We start from the raw sequence: 19,729 nt of genomic DNA, 5'->3' as shown, positions 1-19,729 counted from the left end.
GGTAGACTGTTTGGAAACGCCGCTTGCGTCCCGCAGGCGGCGTTTTGTCATTCAGGGCGGGTGTAGAGTGTCGGAAACCAGTCTTCGCGCAAACGCTGGCCCTGTACCATACCATGGTCCGGAAACGGCGGGGATGTCGGGCCGGAGCGCTGGGTATAGCGCGCATCGTCGCCCAGCAGTCGCAGCGAGAAGGCGCGGCGGCGTGCAGCGGCGCTGTTCCCGCGCGCACCGTGTAATACGCCAAAGTTGAATGCTACCGCATCGCCGGGTTCCATTTCCCATTCACGGATGTCCATGGTCTCCGCATCGGGGTCAGGGACGGGCATGTAAGGTGCGGGATCAAAGAATGGTTCGTTCTTGGCCCATTTGGTCGGCAATACGGGCTTTTCCCACAGATGTGATCCTGCAACACAACGCAGAGTTGCGTCTGTTACCGGATCGAGAGGCGACCAGAAGCTAACGTTTTGTCGACCATCAACAAAGTAATAGGGACCGTCCTGATGCCACGGGGTGGCCATCGTCGTACCGGGCTCTTTGACCAAAACATGATCATGAAACAATTGGACCGCCTCGGAACACATCAGATCCGCAGCTACTTCGGCAGCTGCGGAGGACATGATCACATCACGGAATTCGGGGATGCGCTCCCAGTTGCAATAGTCGTCGAAAAAACGCCCTCGCTCGCCAGCTTTGTCGTTGTTCGACGCGTATGGGCCCGGAGTTTCCATGTTGCGTGCAATGCCTGCACGTAAAGTGTCAACGTGATCCGCGAATAGGCCGCGAACGATGACGATGCCATCGCGCTGGTAGGTGTCGATATCGTCTTTAGACACCAAGTTGTGGGGCATCAGGCTTTTTTGCGCAGGCGGATAACTACATCGACCGACGCGATTTCGGCCCCTTCCGGAGCGTCGGGCAGCCGCGCAATAACCAACTGGTCGGAAGGGGCATCGGTCAGCCGTGCCTCGTCTTCCCAGAAGAAATGGGGGTGGTCGCGTGTATTCGTGTCGAAATAACTACGCGAACCGTCCACTGTGACCTCTTGCAAAAGGCCGGCATCACAAAAAGCGCGCAGAGTGTTATAGACTGTTGCCAGTGACACGCTGTCGCCGCCATCTTTTGCCGCTTCAAACAGGCTTTCTGCTGTGACATGGCGATGATTGCCGTCCCCCACCAGCAACGTTGCCAGCGTCAAGCGCTGGCGCGTCGGGCGCAGACCTGCCGTAGCAAGCCATTTGGTTCCGGTTTCGAGCTGTGTCTGCGACATGTTCGACCTCTTTGAGAATTGCTCTCAATATAAGGCGGGATGGTGCGGGGTTTCAATTGGAAATGCTGCGACACAGTGTGCGGTGTAATGTCTGTTGGCGAAATATATGGGTATTGTTGTTTAAAAACCGGATTTAACTTGGCGCTTGCCGCCCTCTTGCAGCGCGCAGGGCCACGGTGTTAGGTGAAAACAGATCAGAATTACCGCAGGAGAGTATACCATGTCCGATTTCCCCACCCGTTTTGACAAAGAAGACCTCCTGAAATGCGCTCGCGGTGAGTTGTTCGGGGTTGGCAATGCCCAACTCCCTGCGCCGCCGATGCTGATGATGGACCGTATCACGGATGTTTCGGCCGATGGCGGCGCCCATGGCAAAGGCCATATCGTAGCCGAATTCGATATCACACCTGATCTTTGGTTCTTCGATTGCCATTTTCCGGGCAACCCGATCATGCCGGGCTGTCTGGGGCTGGACGGATTATGGCAATTGACCGGCTTTAATCTGGGCTGGCGCGGCTGGAAGGGGCGCGGTTATGCGCTGGGCGTGGGCGAGGTAAAGCTGACAGGTATGGTACGTCCTGATCGCAAAATGCTGACCTACAAAATTGACTTCACGAAGGCGATCCAGACCCGCCGTCTTACCATGGGTGTGGCCAGCGGTACGGTCGAGGCCGACGGTGAGGTGATTTATCAGGTCACCGATATGAAAGTCGCGCTGAGCGAAAGCTGAGCGAGAAGGGGGGAGGGGCGCATCAATGCTCGAGATCATTGCCGGATTGCTGATTTTTGCGCTTGGTGTCTTTGTCTTTATTGTCCTGCCAATGAAAATGGCCAAAGCACGCGACCGTAGTGCAGTAGGGTGGGTGTTAATATCACTCCTGCTGTCACCGCTGGTGGCGATCATCGGCCTTCTGGTGCTTGGTCGTGCTTTGCCCGCTCAAAAAATCTGAGTGTTTCCGGTATCGCGGCGGTATTGGCTTCATCCCTTGCCCCCATGCGTGTGCTCAAATACACCTGAACCCAAGTCAATAAAGGGAGCTGCACATGCGCCGCGTCGTCGTCACAGGTTTGGGGATCATATCCTCCATCGGAAATAATGCCACCGAGGTCAAAGCATCGCTCAAGGCCGGTACCAGCGGTATCACTGCTGCGCCAGAGATGGTCGAGCACGGGTTTCGCAGCCGTATCGCGGGGACCCTCAAGATTGATCCGGTCGACCATATAGACAAGCGGACTTTCCGTTTTATGGGGCCGGGTGCGGCCTATGCCTACCTTGCGATGGGGCAGGCGATCGAGGATGCGGGACTATCCGAAGAAGTAATTTCGAACCCGCGCACAGGTCTGGTTGCAGGCTCCGGCGGCCCTTCTACATCTGCAATACTTACGGCCCATGAAGTCGTAAAAAGCTCGGGTGCGACAAAGCGGATCGGGCCATTTGCTGTGCCCAAATGCATGAGTTCCACAGTGAGTGCGAACCTATCGACCGCGTACAAAATCAAGGGCATTAACTATTCCATTACCTCCGCCTGCTCGACCTCGCTGCATTGCATCGGCAATGCGGCAGAGCAGATTATGATGGGGAAGCAGGATGTTATGTTTGCGGGCGGCGGTGAGGAGCTGGATTGGACGCTATCATGCCTGTTTGATGCTATGGGGGCGATGAGCAGTAAATATAACGATACACCAGAGCTGGCGAGCCGTGCGTTTGATCAGGACCGTGACGGTTTTGTGATCTCTGGCGGTGGCGGTATGGTGGTTCTGGAGGATCTGGATCATGCGCTGGCACGCGGCGCGAAGATTTACGCCGAAGTGACCGGATACGCAGCCACATCTGACGGCCATGACATGGTCGCACCGAGTGGCGAGGGCGGAGAGCGCGCCATGCGCCTTGCGCTCAGTACGCTGCCAGAGGACCGCAAAGTCAGCTATATTAACGCGCATGGTACATCCACGCCGGTTGGCGATGTCGGTGAGATCGAGGCGGTGCGCCGTGTGTTTGGAAAAGGGTCGACACCGCCGGTCAGCTCTACGAAATCCATGACTGGCCACGCCCAAGGTGCTGCAGGCGCTCTGGAGGCGATATTCTGTCTTCTAATGCTCGAAGATGATTTCATTGCGCCGTCGATAAACGTTCACACACTGGACGAGCGGCTCGACCCTGCGGAAATCGCTACGAAACGCGTGGATAATGCGGGGCTGGATTCTGTGATGACCAACTCGTTCGGCTTTGGCGGCACGAACGGATCCATGATCCTTTCAAAATATAACGGTTAAGGATCAGGTATATGAGTGGAATGCTGAGCGGTAAGCGCGGACTGATTATGGGCGTCGCAAACGAGCGCTCTATCGCGTGGGGCATAGCGAAAGCGATGGCCGAGGCGGGGGCTGAGCTGGCCTTTACCTATCAGGGCGAGGCGTTCGGCTCACGGCTCAAGCCACTGGCCGAGAGTGTCGGGTCCGACTTTATGGTGGACGTGGATGTGACCGATGATGCGTCACTCGACACCGCGTTTTCCGAACTTGGGGCGCGCTGGGCGACGATTGATTTTGTGGTCCACGCCATTGCGTTTTCGGATAAGTCCGAGCTGACGGGCCGGTTCCTGAATACGTCTCGTGCCAATTTCAAACACTCAATGGATATTTCGGCCTACAGCTTCATCGAGGTGGCGCGCCGCGCCCACCCGCTGATGGTCGAAAACGGTGGTACGCTGCTCACGCTCACCTATCAAGGCTCCAATAAAGTCGTGCCGAACTACAACGTTATGGGCGTGGCCAAGGCCGCTTTGGAAAGTGCCACCCGCTATCTGGCGAATGATCTGGGGCCAGAGGGCATCCGCGTGAACGCAATCTCGCCCGGTCCGATGAAGACACTGGCAGGGGCGGCCATTGGCGGGGCGCGCAAGACTTACAAGCATACTGGTATGAACGCGCCGATGCGGGAGAATGCGACGCTCGAAGCGGTTGGCGGCACGGCGGTCTACCTTGCGTCTGATGCAGGTGCTTGCACGACAGGCGAGATTATTCATGTCGACGGCGGCTATCACGTGCTTGGGATGCCGCAGGCAGAAAACCTCTAAGCGCTCTCTACCCTGCCCGCCGTATCGGTAGGCAGGGGGCGCTTTGCTTAAACGATATCCAGCGGTGGCAGTGATTTTACGACGTCATCCACAGCTTTCATTTGCGTCAAAAACGCCTCCAGCTTGTCCAGCGGCAGCGCACTCGGGCCGTCACATAGCGCCTTGTCAGGATCAGGATGCGCCTCGAGGAAAAGCCCTGCAAGGCCGACGGCCAGACCAGCGCGGCCCAACTCGGCTACTTGCGCGCGGCGCCCACCCGAGGCCGCACCACCCGGCGCACGCATCTGCAGTGCATGGGTGACATCAAAAATGATCGGTGCGTCATCCGAAATTTCGCGCATCGTGCGCAGGCCCAACATATCGACCACCAGATTGTCATAGCCAAAGCATGATCCGCGCTCGCACAGCATGATCTGGTCATTGCCGCATTCACGCAGCTTTTCGACAATGTTCTGCATCTGTGGCGGGCTGATGAACTGGGGTTTTTTGACGTTGATTACAGCACCTGTCGCCGCCACGGCAGCGATCAGATCGGTCTGGCGGGCGAGGAATGCGGGCACTTGAAGAATGTCACAGACCTGCGCCACGGGCGCGCATTGTGCTTCGGTGTGGATATCGGTGATGACAGGTACGCCGAAAGTTTCTTTGATCTCCTCAAAGATCTTGAGGCCTTCATCTATGCCCGGTCCACGGTAGCTGTGGATCGAGGAGCGGTTGGCTTTGTCAAACGATGCCTTGAACACATAGGGAATGCCCAGTTTGGTCGTGATCTCGACATAGGCCTCGGCTACTTGCATGGCCAGATCGCGGCTCTCGAGAACATTCATGCCCCCAATCAGGGTAAAAGGCAGGTCATTGCCCAGCGTCAGATCCGCTACGGAAATATGTGTCATTCTACTCTCCTATCTGAGGGGGGGGGTCTGCCAAAGCCAGACTTTCATGCCACCATGCGCGATGGCAGGGCCTAGCGGCTTCCACGGAAGCGCGGTGGCCTTCGCCAAAGACGGCTCCGAAGTGACGAGGGCGACGCGCCAACCCTTGAACCGTGTCAGCATGGTTTGGCCCAATGTACCGTAAAGCGGATAGAGCAGTTTTTTGTTGCCGATGCGCGCCCCGTATGGCGGGTTGACAATCACCAGGCCCTTGGGCCCTTCGGGGGGCATCAGTTCCCCTGCGGCGTAATTGGCGAAATGTGTGTATCCCGCAACACCTGCACGTTCCGCATTCGCGGTGGCCATACGGATTGCACCTGCATCACGGTCCGAGCCGTAGAATTGCGCGGTCGGCACAGTAAGAGGGACATCCTTCATCGCCGTGAACGCGGCTTCGTCATAGTTGGCAAGGTCCTGAAACGCAAAACTGCGCGAGCGACCGGGTAAAAGCCCTGCTGCAATTTCTGCGGCTTCGATCACAAACGTGCCGGACCCGCACATGGGATCGACCACGGGCTCTGTCCCAGTATATCCCGCCTGCCGCAGCATCAGATAGGCAAGCGTTTCACGCATAGGCGCTTTGCCGACCGCTTCCTTGTGGCCACGCTTGTGTAGGCTCTCGCCGGAGGTGTCCAAGCTGAAGAGTACGTTATTGTCGTCGATCCGCACTTTGAGCACGAGCGTTGCCTCGGGGTCGAGGGTCAGGCCATGGGTGTCTTTGAGTGCGGTCTCGATCCGCTGGGTCGCGGCACCTGCATGATAAATCTTGGACGCTTTTGTAGTGACCTGGACGCGCAGGGGAACATCCTTGCGCAGCAGATCGCCAAACGGAAATTTGCGGCAGCGCTTGTCGAGTTGGGCCAGATGGAACGCCAAAAACCCGCCTATGCGCGCCAGCACGCGTGTGGCACCGCGCAGGCAAAGATTGGCGCGCCAGACATCGTGCCAGTTGCCCTGAAAAGTGACACCGCCTGCCACAGCCAAGGCACCGGCAAAACCGCGCTCCAGCGCCTCGGCGCACAGGGCTTCTTCCATGCCGGGAACGGTGACCAGAAAAATCTCGAAATTTTGGGGCTCATCCATATCCCTCCTCTAGTGGCTGTCGCGCCGCGCTGCACGTCCTTTTTGTGCAGCGGCCAAAATTTGGCCGCGCTTGGAAGGTCGACGGCACGATGAAGTTAAGTTTGACGTCCTGCGAAGTGCAGCTGACCGGTTGCCGCTCCCGCAGTCGCAAGTAGCGGGGCGGACAATTGGCTTGGCAGCAATAGCCGCTCTGCCGTGGGCTCGGCGTGTTGATACACAATTGTGTGCAATGGTCGAAGATCCGGCGATCGGGGTCAGCAATACGCGACAGGTGCCAGCCAGCGCTGCGTAAACTGCGTGGGATTGTTCAAACTGCCTTGCGCACTTATCCGCGCTCGCCAATCCGGAGGCAGATCTTCTAGAACCACTGACCAGGCTCCATCAATCCCAGATCCAGCAACTGGCGCGAGTGCCACTCGAACGGGGCCGAATTGTGCCATTTGAACGTATTGATCTCATACCGGCTGCCCGGATTTGATTTCAGCGCCTTTGCTGTGCGGAAAGAGCAAATTGTCGCGGTCAGATTATGGTGCCATTTGCAGGCATAGGTGTTGAATTCCTCATTCGAAAAGGTGTGGTCATCGCGCAATTTAAGGCCAGCTGTCGCGCGAAAAATTGCGATACGGTCAATTTTACGTCGGGCGGCGGGAACGTGCTCCTCATAGCGCCAGCGCAGGCCCCCATAGAAATCCAGCTGCCGCTCCTTTGGGTGCCCTTCGTTTGCAGCGTCGTGACGTGCTAACGCGTAATAGCCGGAGCGATCGAGGTGGGCGTTGTCGAGCGAGACTGCATTCGGGCACTGGTCCAGATCGTCGGCATAAAGATCGATGATATAAGTGAGCATGGACGAGCGCCGCTCTTCGGTATGAAAGGCGAGCATCTCTGTGATCGCACGCGTTTCGCAGAATGGGTAAAAAAGATATTCGGCGTTATAGCAGTAGAAAATCCATTGTTTAGGTGCGGCAGCAATGATTGTATTCACGGCCATTTCGGTTGCACCATCTCCGCTCATGTCAAAATCTATGCGGTGCACGGTTTCCTGCAAATCGCGGGGCAGGTCGAATATCGCGGGCATAAGTGCCAGCACATGTTTGAACCCCAGCTGCAAATGGTGGCGCAGGGTGGTGTCAACTTCCACTTCATCCTCGACCAGCACAATCGCGATTGGGCCCAGCGCGAGGGCATCGCGTTGGGCGGTCACAAACTGGGCGAGGGAGGAATAGCGCATGCTGACTTTGGTGTCCCGGTCATCATAATTGGGTTTTGCCATAGAATCGGTTAAATCGGCGTGCATTGCAAGATGCCGCGTCCGCTGTTAGGCCGCGCTGTATCCATATCCTTCTCCTAACCGTCAGGCCGCGCCCCATGTCCGAGACAAAAAACCAGACAAAACCAGACATGCCAAAGAAGCTTTTTATCAAAACTTACGGCTGTCAGATGAACGTCTATGACAGTGAGCGGATGGCAGAGAGCCTTGAGGGATATGTGAGCACTGATAAGGCCGAGGAGGCGGATATGATCCTTCTCAATACCTGCCATATCCGTGAGAAGGCCGCTGAGAAGGTCTATTCGGAGCTGGGTCGCCTCAAACCGCTTAAAGAGCTGAATCCAAATCTTAAAATCGGTGTGACAGGATGCGTGGCCCAAGCCGAAGGCGCCGAGATCATGCGTCGCCAGCCTGCTGTTGATCTTGTGGTGGGGCCGCAATCCTATCACCGCCTCCCACAAATGGAGGCGCGGGTGCGCCAAGGGTTGAGCGCGCTCGACACTGATTTCCCTGAAGAAGACAAATTTGAGCATCTCAAGGGCCGCACCAAGATGAAGCGCGCACCGGCTGCATTTTTGACTGTGCAGGAGGGGTGTGACAAATTCTGTGCGTTTTGCGTAGTCCCCTATACCCGCGGCGCCGAAGTTTCCCGTCCCGCAGATAAAGTCATTCGCGAGGCACAGGAACTTGTCGAGCGCGGCGTGCGCGAAGTCACGCTTTTGGGTCAGAACGTTAACGCCTATCACGGGGGCATGACACTCGCGCAGCTTATTCGCGCCTTGGGTAAGGTCGACGGACTTGAGCGTATCCGCTACACCACTTCCCACCCCAACGACATGGATGATGACCTGATTGCTGCCCATGCCGATACGCCCCAGTTGATGCCTTATCTGCACCTGCCGGTTCAGTCCGGCTCTGATCGCATCCTCAAGCGCATGAACCGCAGCCACACGGCTGAAAGCTATCTGCGCCTGATCGAGCGTATCCGCAGTGTACGGCCCGATATTATGATGTCTGGCGATTTCATAGTGGGCTTTCCGGAGGAGACAGAGGCCGATTTTCAGGCGACCATGGATCTGGTCGAGGAGGTAAACTACGGTTACGCCTATAGCTTCAAATATTCCACGCGCCCGGGCACACCCGCTGCCGAACGCCCTCAAGTTGATCCCGCGCAGGCTGACGAGCGGCTCCAGCGGTTACAAGCGCTGATTTCGCGGCAGCAATATGCCATTCAAGAGGGCATGGTTGGGCGTGATTTGTCTGTATTGGTGGAAAAGGCAGGCCGCAACGCGGGCCAAATGCTGGGTAAGTCAGAATATCTCCACTCGGTCCATATTGACAATGCCACGGCACAGATCGGCGATGTTGTGCGCGTTCGGTGTACCCGGGCCATGACCAATTCCCTTACGGCAGTCGAGTTGTAAGCGAGGTCGCTGTGGGGGCAAGGGCCAGATAGGCCCGTTAAGTGTCTCCAATATACTATATGTTGAGCGAAGGTTGCAGCTTGCGCCTTATTAAGGTGAACGCGGCCGAATCTTTTGAGGGCCTGTGCCGAGTACTCAACCGCGCATTGTGGAGTGGTTGGAGGATAGGCGATTGCCCTTCTAGCTATTTTAGCGCGTCAGATTAATTGCCAGATTGTCTATGTTGTTAACATAATGGCTTCAATTTGACACTTTTCTCCATGCTTGGCCCCCGAACACCTACATTGCACTTCCCTCACACTGTTGTTTTAGCTTACGATTAAGGGATGTGGGGATGTCCCGAGCTGCTGCCGTAGTTTGATCAGGTCACCTCGGGGGAATTTAGGAGGAAAAGAGCTGTGGCTAACACACTTTTTAACGTAATGCGCATGGCCGCAGGTGCCGCTTTGGTTGCCACGCTGGCCTTGCAGGGTGCCGCTGTCAGCGCCCAGACCAAGAGTCAGTCGGGTCGTGATAACGGCCAGTATATTCCGACAATCTGGGTTGATCCCGATGGCTGCGAGCATTGGGTGATGGATGATGGTGCTGAAGGATTTATGTCTCCGCACACAAATCGCCAGGGCATTCCGGTCTGCCATCGCGGTAATGTCTGCGGCGTGATGCAGAGTGACCAGTTTTTTGCAACCGACAGCGCGCGTCTCTCCAGAGGGGCTGCATCGCATCTTCGTGACTTTTTCGTCAAAACGGGCGCGATCAGCTATATCATCGTCGGTCACACAGACAGCCGGGCGTCGGATGAGTACAACATGAGCCTGTCGCTTCGCCGCGCCAACGCTGTGGCACAGGTTGCGAAATCTGCCGGCGTTGGCTTGTCGGATGTACGCGGCTACGGCGAACGTCAGCCCGTTGCCTCAAATGGCACAGCTCAAGGCATGGCGAAAAACCGCCGCGTCGAAATCATTTGTATTCGCTGAGGAACAAGCACATGAAAACTCTTAAAATCACTGCGCTTGTTGGTTTGGTTGTTCTGGTTTCCGCCTGCGAGGATGCTGCCTTCCGCGAGCTGGGTCCCGATAAAACCATCGACCGTGGTATTGACAGCAAGCACCTGAGCCAACTTCAGGCAGGTATCTGGGTCGATCCCAACGGGTGTGACCACTGGATTATCGACGACGGCGTAGAGGGCTACCTCTCTGCGCGTCTCGACAAATACGGCAAGCCTGTATGTTCTGGTGTGGCGCCGCCGACCTATACCGCAGGCGATTTCAAAAAGGGCGCAACAAGCCTCATCGGCGATCCGATCTGATCTTGTCCCGCTTGACACCTTATAATTTGGGGCCGGAGTGTATTGCGCTTCGGCCCTTTTTGTTTTGCCGCACTGGCAGAGCGCGCAGTTCCGCCCTATCTGTTGTTTCATGTTGATTGAAAGGACATCGCCCTTGCCCATATCCGATCTGCCCGCTGCCGAGACCGGCCCTCCGGGTCCAGTGCTTGATTTTCCCGACAATCGTTTGCTGATCGATTTGTGCGGTCCCTATGACCAGCATCTTGCACTGGTTGAAAAAGCGTTGGAAATCCAGATTGTGCGGCGGGGCAACTTCCTGACGCTGATCGGGGAGCCAGTGGCGACCGAGCGCGCAGCGGTCGTGCTACAATCGCTATATGCACGCCTCGAGGGCGGGCGCGGTGTTGAGCCTGCAGATGTGGAAATGATCCTGCGGATGGGCAACTCCGCCGAGGGTACGGGCGTGCGGTCTGGCGACCAGATCGAAATGCCGATCTCCAAAGGCATCGAGATCCAGACCCGTAAAAAGCGGGTAGAGCCGCGCACGCAGGCACAGAAAGATTATGTCCAATCTCTGTTCGAGCATGAGATGGCGTTTGGTATCGGGCCGGCGGGAACGGGGAAAACCTATTTGGCTGTTGCTGTCGGCGTATCGATGTTCCTCACCGGAAAGGTCGACAAAATCATCCTCAGCCGCCCGGCAGTCGAAGCCGGAGAGCGCTTGGGCTTTCTGCCAGGTACGCAGGACGAAAAGATCGATCCTTACATGCAGCCGCTGTATGACGCGCTCAACGATTTCCTTCCCGGAAAACAGTTGGCAAAATTGCGTGAGGAAAAGACTATCGAGATCGCACCATTGGCCTTTATGCGCGGGCGCACGCTGAGTAACGCTTTTGTAGTGCTCGACGAGGCGCAGAACGCGACAGCTATGCAGATGAAGATGTTCCTGACCCGTCTGGGCAAGGGGTCGCGCATGGTGATAACCGGTGACCGAACCCAGATTGATTTGCCCCGCGGGCAGGCTTCGGGTTTGGCGGATGCGGAGCGCTTGCTCGCGCATATTCCTAAAATCAGCTTTAATTATTTCACCTCCAAAGACGTCGTGCGCCACCCGCTGGTCGCTGCGATCATCGAGGCTTATGAGGCCGAGGCGGAGCGCGCTTTACGGCGTGAGACGTGAATACACTCGATATTCTGGTCGAGTGCGGGGGATGGGACGAAAAACTGATCGTGCCTTTGGCGCAGCGCGCCGTGGTTGCGACCTTGCATCACATGCAACTTGAGCCGGACGATTGCGAGGTTACTGTTATGGCATGTGATGATGCGCGTATTGCGGTTCTCAACGCAGAATTCAGGGGAAAACCCGTCGCGACAAACGTGTTGAGTTGGCCTGCACAACGCCTTGCGCCGCCCGCCGAAGGGGGGGTGCCGCCTCTTCCCGAAAAGGGTTTTGACGGTATGCTGGAACTGGGCGATATCGCCCTGAGTTTTGAGACCTGTACCCGCGAGGCGATGGAAGCATCGAAACCTGTTGCGGATCACCTGACCCACCTCATTGTGCATGGCACCCTACATTTGCTAGGGTATGATCACATCACCGACGGCGACGCCGCGCTTATGGAGCGGATCGAAGTCGAAATTCTTGGTAATTTGGGTTTGGATGACCCATATACTGCCGACATCACGATCACAGGCGCCCCGAACTAAGGGCCGCCGCTACTTAAAAGACAGGACCCAATGGGCGATACTGACGGACCATCTACTGCTGCGCAAAGCGCGCAGGATCACCCCCTCCCCGAAGATAATACCCTGCCCGAAGAGGCAGAAGCGTCCAGAGGCGGATTTTTCAGCCGCGTAATTGGCGCGCTCAGCCCGTCTGACGGGCAAAGTGATACGGTGCCCTCTGCGTTGAGCGGTGAGCGTGGGACCACGGGTATGGGCAACCTGCGCCGTATGCGTGTGGACGATGTGATGATACCAAAGGCTGATATCATCGCTGTTAGCATCAGCTCAACGCTGGACGAGTTGGTGGCAGTATTCAAAGAAAGCGGTATGACGCGGTTGCCGGTCTATGACGGAACGCTCGATACGCCCGTGGGCTTGGCTCACCTCAAGGATCTGGCGCTCCAGTTCGGGTTCAACGGCAAGCCCAAGAATTTCAATCTGGCCGAAATGGCCCGGCCGCTGGTGTTTGTGCCCCCTTCGATGACTATCGGTGTGTTGCTCACAAAGATGCAGGCCGAGCGGCGGCATATGGCATTGGTCATTGATGAATATGGTGGCGTTGACGGTCTGGTGACCATCGAGGATCTGATCGAACAGGTCATCGGGCAGATTGAAGACGAGCATGATGTCGATGAGGGTGTCTACTGGTCCGAAGAGAAGCCGGGCCAATACCTCGCGCTTGCAAAAACGCCACTTTCCGAATTCGAGAACGAGGTCGGCCAATCGCTCACTGATCATGCAGACGTGGATGAGGAAGAGATCGACACGCTCGGCGGTCTGGTGGTGATGCTGTCAGGCCGGGTACCTGCACGCGGCGAAGTTGTCGTGCACCCCGATGGCCCCGAATTCGAGATTATGGATGCCGATCCGCGCCGCATCAAACGCCTCCGCGTGCGAATGAACGGTTCGCCGGCATTATGAGCTCACGCCTGTTGCGGTTTTTAACCCCTGCGGGGTTGGGTGCTGTGGCGGCATTGGGACAGGCCCCTTTCGATTTTCCAGCGGTTATGTTGGTGGCGATGGCTGCTGCATTTTTTCTGTGGGCCAAAATCTCGAATTCCCGCGAGGGGGCTGCCTTCGGGTTCGCCTTTGGCTTTGGCTATTTTGCGGTTTGCTTGCACTGGATCGTCTCTCCATTCCTGGTGGACGCGGCGCGGCATGGCTGGATGGCGCCATTCGCGGTAGTGCTGATGGCTGCCGGGGGGGCGCTTTTCTGGACTGCGGCGTTCTGGGCGGCGCGGCGGCTGGGCCGCGGTATTGATTGGCTAATCGTCACCCTTCCTGCGATTGAGTTTTTGCGCGCCTACATTTTTACCGGCTTTCCATGGGGCGCACCTGCACAGGCTACCGTCAACAGCATCCTTGGGCAGGGCCTTTCGGTCTTCGGGCCACACGGTATGAACATCGTGCTGGTCACGCTTGCCGTAGTCATCGCGCGCAGTGCGCAGCGCTGGGGATACTGGAGCGTTCTTGTTGCTGTCGGCATAAGCAGCCTCCTGATGGTGCCGGTGATGAGGTCGGACGCTCTGCTCACAGGAACCGTGCTTCGGCTGGTGCAACCCAATGCGCCGCAGGCCGAGAAGTGGGATCCGGACAAAATCGGCATTTTCTACGCACGACAGCTTGCGTTTACGGCCGCTGAACCTGATCCTGCACTAGGCGCGCCCGATGCCGTGGTTTGGCCGGAAACGGCGATCCCCTGGAACCTGACCCACGCACAGCCAATCCTCGCGGAAATCAGCGCAGCGGCCGCCGGAAAGCCTGTTTTGCTCGGCGTGCAACGTACCGAGGGCGAGCGGTACTTTAACACGCTGGTCCTGCTCGGTGGTGGCGGACAGGTGACCCAGCTTTATGATAAACACCATCTGGTACCCTTTGGGGAGTACATGCCTCTGGGCGACTTTTTGGCGCGTTTCGGAATCTACGGTCTTGCCCCGCAGCACGGTGCGGGCTTCAGTTCGGGACCGGGTGCAGCTTTGATGGACCTTGGTCCGCTGGGGCGCTTCCTTCCGCTTATCTGTTATGAGGCGGTTTTTGCCCATGATGTAAACGCGGCACCTGCGCGGCCTGATTTCATCATACACGCCACCAACGATGCGTGGTTCGGTACGCATGCCGGTCCTCAACAGCATCTCGCGCAGGCCCGCATGCGCGCAATCGAACAGGGGCTGCCTGTTGCGCGCGCTGCCAATACCGGCATTTCCGCGATGATCGATCCTTATGGCCGCCTCACCAATAGTCTTGGTTTAGGGCAGGCGGGGTATATTGACGCGGCCCTGCCCCAAGCGCGGATGCCGACTTTCTATAGCAGGACGGGAGATTGGGCTGCTTTGGTGTTGTTGCTGGCCATTGCGGGGGTGTTGCGCTTTCGGGGCAGGTTGCGAGCGCTGGCGCAATAGCGATTGACCCCTTAGGTAGAGCGGATTACTCCGGTCTGAACGCACCACAACGGCTTCCTGACGTGGCGCAAGTTTTATATTGGAGCACGTTCATGTCCCGTAAGTCATATGTTTTCACATCGGAATCCGTTTCCGAAGGCCACCCCGATAAAGTCTGCGACCGGATTAGCGATGCTGTTCTGGACGCATTCATCGCAGAAGAGCCCGAAGCGCGGGTGGCCGCAGAAACCTTCGCCACCACCAACCGCGTTGTCATCGGCGGTGAGGTGGGTCTTTCTGACAAGGCCAAATTGCACAGCTATATGGGTAAAATCGAAGATATTGCCCGTGCCTGTATCAAGGACATCGGTTACGAGCAGGACAAGTTTCACCACGAGACGGTAGAGATCACCAACCTACTGCACGAGCAGTCCGCCCACATCGCCCAAGGTGTGAATGCCCGCACGGACAAGGATGAAGGCGCTGGCGATCAGGGCATAATGTTCGGGTATGCTACCGACGAGACCGAGCAGTTGATGCCGGCACCAGTACATTATGCGCATGCAATCCTGCGTAGGCTTGCCGAGGTACGCAAAGACGGGACCGAGCCTACACTGCGGCCTGACGCTAAATCACAGCTTTCTGTTCGCTATGTCGACGGCAAGCCGGTCGGCGTGACCTCCATTGTGCTAAGCACGCAGCATGCGCTGGAGACCCAGACCAGTGCCGACATCCGCGATATTGTCGAGCCTTATATCCGCGAAGTGTTGCCCGAAGGATGGATCTCGGCTGACACCGAGTGGTGGGTGAACCCCACGGGCACTTTTGTCATCGGCGGTCCAGACGGAGATGCGGGCCTGACGGGACGCAAGATTATCGTGGACACTTACGGTGGCGCGGCACCTCATGGCGGCGGTGCGTTTTCGGGTAAAGACCCGACAAAAGTAGACCGGTCTGCGGCCTATGCTGCGCGCTATCTGGCAAAAAACGTGGTCGCGGCAGGGCTGGCGTCCAAATGCACGATCCAGCTTAGCTATGCGATCGGGGTGAGTAAGCCGTTGTCGATCTATTGTGACACCTTCGGCACCGGTGAAGTTGATCCGGAAGCGATAGAGCGTGCAATTTCTCAAGCGATGGACCTGACCCCCCGCGGGATTCGCGAGCATTTGCAGCTTAACAAGCCAATCTACCAGCGCACTGCCGCTTATGGCCACTTTGGCCGTGCGCCCGACGCGGATGGTGGCTTTAGTTGGGAAAATACCGATCTGGCGGCAAAGCTTAGATCGGCTGTTTGATCAATAATATTCCGGCGTAGGCCTTTAGTCAGGCCTACGCCGGAAAATCGAGGGTGACTTTCGCACTGGATGCGCAGGTTTTTGGGGTCTGACGGAGGGAACTCTCGCGTTAATACTTGCTGTTGCAGGTATGTCACTCCCCCGCATGGCGGGAACCGTAGGTCCATGCGCGCTTGCAGGGCCACCCAAAAGATCCAGATCGTCCAAAAAGGCCCAGAGCCTGCGCAGAGAGGCTTCCACCTGTTCAATTTGGGTGACTGCGTCCTTCACATCAATTTCTTCGAACCCGCGCAGCCCGCGCATCTGCCGCATGATGCGGCTAACGATAGGTTTGATATCCTGCGCACACCCGCGTGAAAAACTTTGAACTGTTTCGTTTGTCAGGGTGCCAAGCTGGTTCTGGGCTGAAAGTGCCCTCGCCAATTGTGACTTTTGCAGCGCGCTTATGGCGGCGCGACCCAAGCTTTCTGCTGTAATCTCGTCTTTTGTGAGGTAGTCGCTGAAACCCAGCTTCAACGCCTTAATTGCAATTTCGTGATGTTCTGTTCCTGTGATCATGACTGTGGCGGCGTCACAATTCACTTTGTCGGCGCGAATGATCTCGACCCCCTCCAATCCGGTACCGTCACTCAGGTGGTAATCGAGAAGAATAAGGTCAAATCGGTCTTTGCGGAGTTTGTCGCGCAGGGACTCGATGCCGTCCGCCTCTGCGACATGGGTGTTGAAATCAAATCCACGACAAAGCTTTTTGAGGCGGGTGCGGTCAAACTCCTGATCATCGACAATCAGGATGCTTGCAAACTCTGGAGCAGTTGCCGCCTTTTGATGGGCGCTTGTAAGTATTCGGGTATGCTGGCTCATCGGGGTCTCCTAGCGGTCGTGGTTGCATTTGTTTTACGCTGTAACCTGTTAATGATCTGTAACTTCGTGCACCATTGCAGCGCCCCGCCAACCTCGCTACATCGCGGGCATGAAAACGCCAGTCAGACCCCGCCGCAATTTTTATGGCCGCCTAAAGGGCCACAACCTCAAGCAGGCCCAGAAGGAATATCTGGAGGAGGACCTGTCTTCCCTGTCGCCAGGCGCCGTAAGCTGGGAAGACAATCCCGAGCGCAAGATGCTGGATACCGATGCGATGTTCGGTGGCAAACCTGTCTGGCTTGAAATCGGCTTTGGCGGTGGCGAGCACATGGTTCATCAGGCCGCGACAAATCCCGACACCGGTATCATCGGCGCGGAGCCATACGTGAACGGCGTTGCCATGCTTTTGGGCAAAATCCGCAAGGCGGGTGTGGATAATGTCAAAGTACACCCCGGGGATGTGCGAGATATGTTTGATGTGCTGCCTGAACGCAGCATTTCGCGTGCTTTCCTGCTCTACCCCGATCCATGGCCAAAAACCCGCCACCACCGCCGCCGTTTTGTGACCGAGGAGCATCTGGTGCCACTGCATAGCGTCTTGAAACCTGGTGCAATTTTTCGGGTGGCGACTGATATCGAGGATTATGTGCGCCAGACTTTGGAAGAAGTTCCGCGCTACGGTTTTGAATGGCTGGCCGAGGGTCCATCGGATTGGCGCAAACCATGGAGCGACTGGATCTCGACGCGCTATGAACAAAAGGCGCTGCGCGAGGGGCGGGTTCCGCATTACCTTACGTTCCGGCGGGTTTGACCACTGCTGAACACGTGGCCGACCCCTCGCGTCCCGAGGAATTTTTAGAACAGTGAAAACCGGGCATTGCATGGACGGCGTATGCGTGCTGGTCTAGAACGCTCGTAGAGTTTTCAAGCAAGGATATGCGCATGTCTGGCCACGGTGATCCAATTCCAATGACGTCGACCGCCTGTGGGCCGCTGCGGGGCGTGGCCGATGTGCCCGGTGACAAATCGATCTCGCACCGCTCGCTCATATTGGGTGCTATGTGCGTGGGAGAGACTACAATTACCGGATTGCTGGAGGGTCAGGACGTGCTTGACACCGCAAAAGCGATGCGCGCGTTCGGGGCGCAGGTTACCGACCATGGAGAGGGCAAATGGTCGGTGCGCGGTGTGGGTGTCGGCGGATTTGCCGAGCCGGATGGTGTGATTGATTGCGGGAATTCCGGCACTGGTGTGCGCCTTATCATGGGAGCGATGGCGACCCAGCCTATCACAGCTACTTTTTCGGGCGATGCGAGTTTGAACGGTCGCCCAATGGCGCGGGTCACTGATCCACTGGCACTCTTTGGCTGTCAGACGGTCGGCCGCTCAAAGGGGCGGTTGCCGATGACGCTGGTGGGCGCGCGCACCCCTGTGCCCGTTCGCTATGTGGTGCCGGTACCTTCTGCGCAGGTGAAATCGGCGGTGTTGTTGGCAGGGCTGAATGCACCGGGCCAGACCGTGGTGATTGAAAAGGAAGCAACACGCGACCACACGGAGCGGATGTTGCAGGGCTTTGGTGCAGAAGTGTCTGTTGTCGAGACAGAGGAGGGCCGCGAGATCACGCTGACGGGTCAGCCGGAACTGGTCGCACAGCATATCGAGGTGCCGCGTGATCCGTCCTCGGCCGCATTTCCCGTGTGTGCGGCGTTGATCGTACCGGGCTCGGATGTGCTGGTACCAGGAATCGGACTGAACCCAACGCGGGCGGGTTTGTTTACCACCTTGCGGGAGATGGGCGCGGACCTCACCTATGAGAACGAGCGTGTGGAGGGGGGCGAGCCTGTGGCAGACCTGCGTGCGCGATTCTCTCCCGATTTGATCGGGATCGAGGTCCCGCCCGCGCGTGCGGCCAGTATGATAGACGAGTATCCCGTTTTGAGTGTGATTGCCGCATTTGCAAGCGGTCAGACGGTGATGCGCGGTGTGCGCGAGTTGCGGGTTAAGGAGAGCGACCGGATTGATGCCATGGCAAAGGGTCTGCGCGCCAATGGTATCGTGGTTGACGAGGGCGAGGACTGGTGGACGGTTACCGGCGCGGGCCATGGTAAGGTGGCGGGCGGCGGGCTTTGTGCCAGCCAGCTCGATCACCGGATCGCCATGTCGTTTTTGATAATGGGCATGGCTGCGAATGCGCCCGTGCGCGTTGATGACGGCGGACCTATCGCCACGTCCTTCCCGATATTCGAGCCACTTATGACGGCACTCGGGGCGCAGGTCAGCCGCGATGTCTGACGGTTTTACGGTTGCAATCGACGGGCCCGCAGCGGCCGGCAAGGGCACGGTGTCGAAGGCGGTTGCAGCGCATTTCGGCTTTTCCCATTTGGATACTGGGCTGTTGTACCGTGCGGTGGGGGCCAAGGTTTTGGCAGGCATGGATGCCGCACAAGCAGCGCAGATGCTTGTAGCCGATGATTTGGAAAATGATTCCTTGCGCACGCCAGCTGTGGCGCAGGCAGCAAGTCAGGTTGCCGTCATCCCGCAAGTGCGTGCCGCGTTGCTTGACTTCCAGCGGGGATTTGCCGCGCGGGCAGGCGGTGCCGTGCTGGACGGGCGCGACATCGGCACGGTCATTTGCCCTGAAGCGCACGTGAAACTGTTTGTGACTGCGAGTGCCGAGGTGCGCGCACAGCGCCGGTTCTCCGAGTTGTCGGGGCGCGGCATCACTGATAGTATCGAGCAAGTTCTTGCGGATGTTAAGGCCCGTGATGCCCGCGACATGGAGCGCGCTCATGCTCCGCTCAGGCCTGCCGATGATGCCACCATCATCGACACGTCGCGTCTGAGTATCGAGCAGGCAGTTGCCGCAGCAGTTGCTGCTGTGAATGCTGTTCGAGGTACGGCCTGACCCTGTTTCGGTTAGGGTTGGATGCATTCACCCAAAGGGTCATTTTTTCAGATAACTTTACGAGTTTACCACAAGTGTGCTGGAGGCCTGAACTGATCAGAACAGCGATTGAATAAGTGAATACCGAGTTGGGCTAAGGTCAGCCTCACTCTGGCCGGGTAGGGGTCGCCGGCAGCCGCGATCTGTATGCTGCCTACCCCAAGTCGTTCGGGGCTTTGTGCAAAATGGAC

At 57.4% G+C, this 19,729-nt stretch carries 21 protein-coding genes and 1 riboswitch; of the genes, 15 read left to right on the top strand and 6 right to left on the bottom strand.

The window, feature by feature from the left end; translation table 11 throughout:
* Positions 1-47: 47 nt before the first annotated feature.
* Together C8N30_RS03940 and irrA are read right to left on the bottom strand one after the other, a co-directional pair.
* Entirely contained in the window at positions 48-848 is an 801-nt protein-coding gene (locus C8N30_RS03940; RefSeq protein WP_025063198.1) for a phytanoyl-CoA dioxygenase family protein, read from the bottom strand.
* Complete coding sequence (gene irrA, locus C8N30_RS03935; RefSeq protein ID WP_025063197.1) at positions 848-1,267, bottom strand: iron response transcriptional regulator IrrA; 420 nt, start codon at positions 1,265-1,267, stop codon at positions 848-850. Before irrA ends, C8N30_RS03940 begins: the two co-directional genes overlap by 1 nt.
* A gap of 220 nt (positions 1,268-1,487) precedes the next feature.
* Between irrA and fabA the strand changes: the two genes are divergently transcribed.
* The 4 genes from fabA (at position 1,488) to C8N30_RS03915 (ending at position 4,344) form a co-directional block, all read left to right on the top strand.
* Positions 1,488-1,997 carry a bifunctional 3-hydroxydecanoyl-ACP dehydratase/trans-2-decenoyl-ACP isomerase gene (gene fabA, locus C8N30_RS03930; protein WP_025063196.1) on the top strand — a complete coding sequence of 170 codons (510 nt, stop codon included), beginning with the start codon at positions 1,488-1,490 and terminating at the stop codon, positions 1,995-1,997.
* Positions 1,998-2,022: 25 nt separating this feature from the next.
* Positions 2,023-2,217: a hypothetical protein gene (locus tag C8N30_RS03925; protein WP_025063195.1), complete on the top strand. Its 195-nt coding sequence runs from the start codon at positions 2,023-2,025 to the stop codon at positions 2,215-2,217.
* A 94-nt stretch (positions 2,218-2,311) separates the two neighbouring features.
* Positions 2,312-3,541 carry a beta-ketoacyl-ACP synthase I gene (gene fabB / locus C8N30_RS03920; protein WP_025063194.1) on the top strand — a complete coding sequence of 410 codons (1,230 nt, stop codon included), beginning with the start codon at positions 2,312-2,314 and terminating at the stop codon, positions 3,539-3,541.
* 11 nt (positions 3,542-3,552) lie between these two features.
* Entirely contained in the window at positions 3,553-4,344 is a 792-nt protein-coding gene (locus tag C8N30_RS03915; protein WP_025063193.1) for an enoyl-ACP reductase FabI, read from the top strand.
* A 47-nt stretch (positions 4,345-4,391) separates the two neighbouring features.
* Here the strand turns inward: C8N30_RS03915 and kdsA are convergent, their stop codons facing one another.
* The 3 genes from kdsA to C8N30_RS03900 all read right to left on the bottom strand — a co-directional run bounded on the left by kdsA (position 4,392) and on the right by C8N30_RS03900 (position 7,587).
* Positions 4,392-5,237: a 3-deoxy-8-phosphooctulonate synthase gene (gene kdsA / locus C8N30_RS03910; RefSeq protein ID WP_025063192.1), complete on the bottom strand. Its 846-nt coding sequence runs from the start codon at positions 5,235-5,237 to the stop codon at positions 4,392-4,394.
* 9 nt (positions 5,238-5,246) lie between these two features.
* A complete protein-coding gene (locus C8N30_RS03905; protein ID WP_025063191.1) occupies positions 5,247-6,359 on the bottom strand; it encodes a THUMP domain-containing class I SAM-dependent RNA methyltransferase in 1,113 nt (370 codons plus the stop codon).
* Between the two features lie 358 nt (positions 6,360-6,717).
* A complete protein-coding gene (locus tag C8N30_RS03900; RefSeq protein WP_025063190.1) occupies positions 6,718-7,587 on the bottom strand; it encodes a hypothetical protein in 870 nt (289 codons plus the stop codon).
* A 137-nt stretch (positions 7,588-7,724) separates the two neighbouring features.
* Here C8N30_RS03900 and miaB point away from each other — a divergent pair, with 137 nt between their 5' ends.
* From miaB to metK, 8 genes are all read left to right on the top strand, one after another.
* The gene (miaB, locus tag C8N30_RS03895) at positions 7,725-9,050 is read left to right on the top strand and encodes a tRNA (N6-isopentenyl adenosine(37)-C2)-methylthiotransferase MiaB (RefSeq protein WP_025063189.1); all 1,326 of its coding nucleotides are present in this window, start codon (positions 7,725-7,727) and stop codon (positions 9,048-9,050) included.
* Positions 9,051-9,448: 398 nt separating this feature from the next.
* A complete protein-coding gene (locus C8N30_RS03890; protein ID WP_025063188.1) occupies positions 9,449-10,024 on the top strand; it encodes an OmpA family protein in 576 nt (191 codons plus the stop codon).
* 11 nt (positions 10,025-10,035) lie between these two features.
* On the top strand, positions 10,036-10,356 hold the full coding sequence (locus tag C8N30_RS03885; RefSeq protein ID WP_025063187.1) for a hypothetical protein: 321 nt from the start codon (positions 10,036-10,038) through the stop codon (positions 10,354-10,356).
* 133 nt (positions 10,357-10,489) lie between these two features.
* Positions 10,490-11,515 carry a PhoH family protein gene (locus C8N30_RS03880; protein ID WP_025063186.1) on the top strand — a complete coding sequence of 342 codons (1,026 nt, stop codon included), beginning with the start codon at positions 10,490-10,492 and terminating at the stop codon, positions 11,513-11,515.
* Positions 11,512-12,042 (top strand): rRNA maturation RNase YbeY, encoded by a 531-nt coding sequence (gene ybeY, locus C8N30_RS03875; RefSeq protein WP_025063185.1) that lies wholly within the window; start codon positions 11,512-11,514, stop codon positions 12,040-12,042. The genes C8N30_RS03880 and ybeY overlap by 4 nt, the downstream gene beginning before the upstream one ends.
* A 30-nt stretch (positions 12,043-12,072) precedes the next feature.
* Positions 12,073-12,981 carry a hemolysin family protein gene (locus tag C8N30_RS03870; protein WP_025063184.1) on the top strand — a complete coding sequence of 303 codons (909 nt, stop codon included), beginning with the start codon at positions 12,073-12,075 and terminating at the stop codon, positions 12,979-12,981.
* Positions 12,978-14,459 (top strand): apolipoprotein N-acyltransferase, encoded by a 1,482-nt coding sequence (lnt, locus tag C8N30_RS03865; RefSeq protein ID WP_037967981.1) that lies wholly within the window; start codon positions 12,978-12,980, stop codon positions 14,457-14,459. Before C8N30_RS03870 ends, lnt begins: the two co-directional genes overlap by 4 nt.
* A 38-nt stretch (positions 14,460-14,497) precedes the next feature.
* Positions 14,498-14,546, top strand: a riboswitch (SAM-SAH riboswitch).
* A 5-nt stretch (positions 14,547-14,551) separates the two neighbouring features.
* Positions 14,552-15,733: a methionine adenosyltransferase gene (gene metK / locus C8N30_RS03860; RefSeq protein WP_025063182.1), complete on the top strand. Its 1,182-nt coding sequence runs from the start codon at positions 14,552-14,554 to the stop codon at positions 15,731-15,733.
* Between the two features lie 24 nt (positions 15,734-15,757).
* Here metK and C8N30_RS03855 read toward each other — a convergent pair whose 3' ends face one another.
* Positions 15,758-16,594: a response regulator gene (locus C8N30_RS03855; protein WP_025063181.1), complete on the bottom strand. Its 837-nt coding sequence runs from the start codon at positions 16,592-16,594 to the stop codon at positions 15,758-15,760.
* A 109-nt stretch (positions 16,595-16,703) separates the two neighbouring features.
* Here C8N30_RS03855 and trmB point away from each other — a divergent pair, with 109 nt between their 5' ends.
* The 3 genes from trmB (at position 16,704) to C8N30_RS03840 (ending at position 19,499) form a co-directional block, all read left to right on the top strand.
* Positions 16,704-17,405, top strand: coding sequence for a tRNA (guanine(46)-N(7))-methyltransferase TrmB (gene trmB, locus C8N30_RS03850; RefSeq protein WP_025063180.1), 702 nt, complete (start codon positions 16,704-16,706; stop codon positions 17,403-17,405).
* Between the two features lie 131 nt (positions 17,406-17,536).
* A complete protein-coding gene (aroA, locus tag C8N30_RS03845) occupies positions 17,537-18,886 on the top strand; it encodes a 3-phosphoshikimate 1-carboxyvinyltransferase (protein WP_025063179.1) in 1,350 nt (449 codons plus the stop codon).
* The gene (locus tag C8N30_RS03840; protein ID WP_025063178.1) at positions 18,879-19,499 is read left to right on the top strand and encodes a (d)CMP kinase; all 621 of its coding nucleotides are present in this window, start codon (positions 18,879-18,881) and stop codon (positions 19,497-19,499) included. The genes aroA and C8N30_RS03840 overlap by 8 nt, the downstream gene beginning before the upstream one ends.
* Positions 19,500-19,729 lie beyond the last annotated feature (230 nt).

It is taken from the genome of Sulfitobacter guttiformis (genome assembly GCF_003610455.1).
Taxonomy (GTDB): Bacteria; Pseudomonadota; Alphaproteobacteria; order Rhodobacterales; family Rhodobacteraceae; genus Sulfitobacter; species Sulfitobacter guttiformis.
Note: the sequence above shows the minus strand (reverse complement) of the source record. Positions and strands in the feature narration are given on the sequence as shown.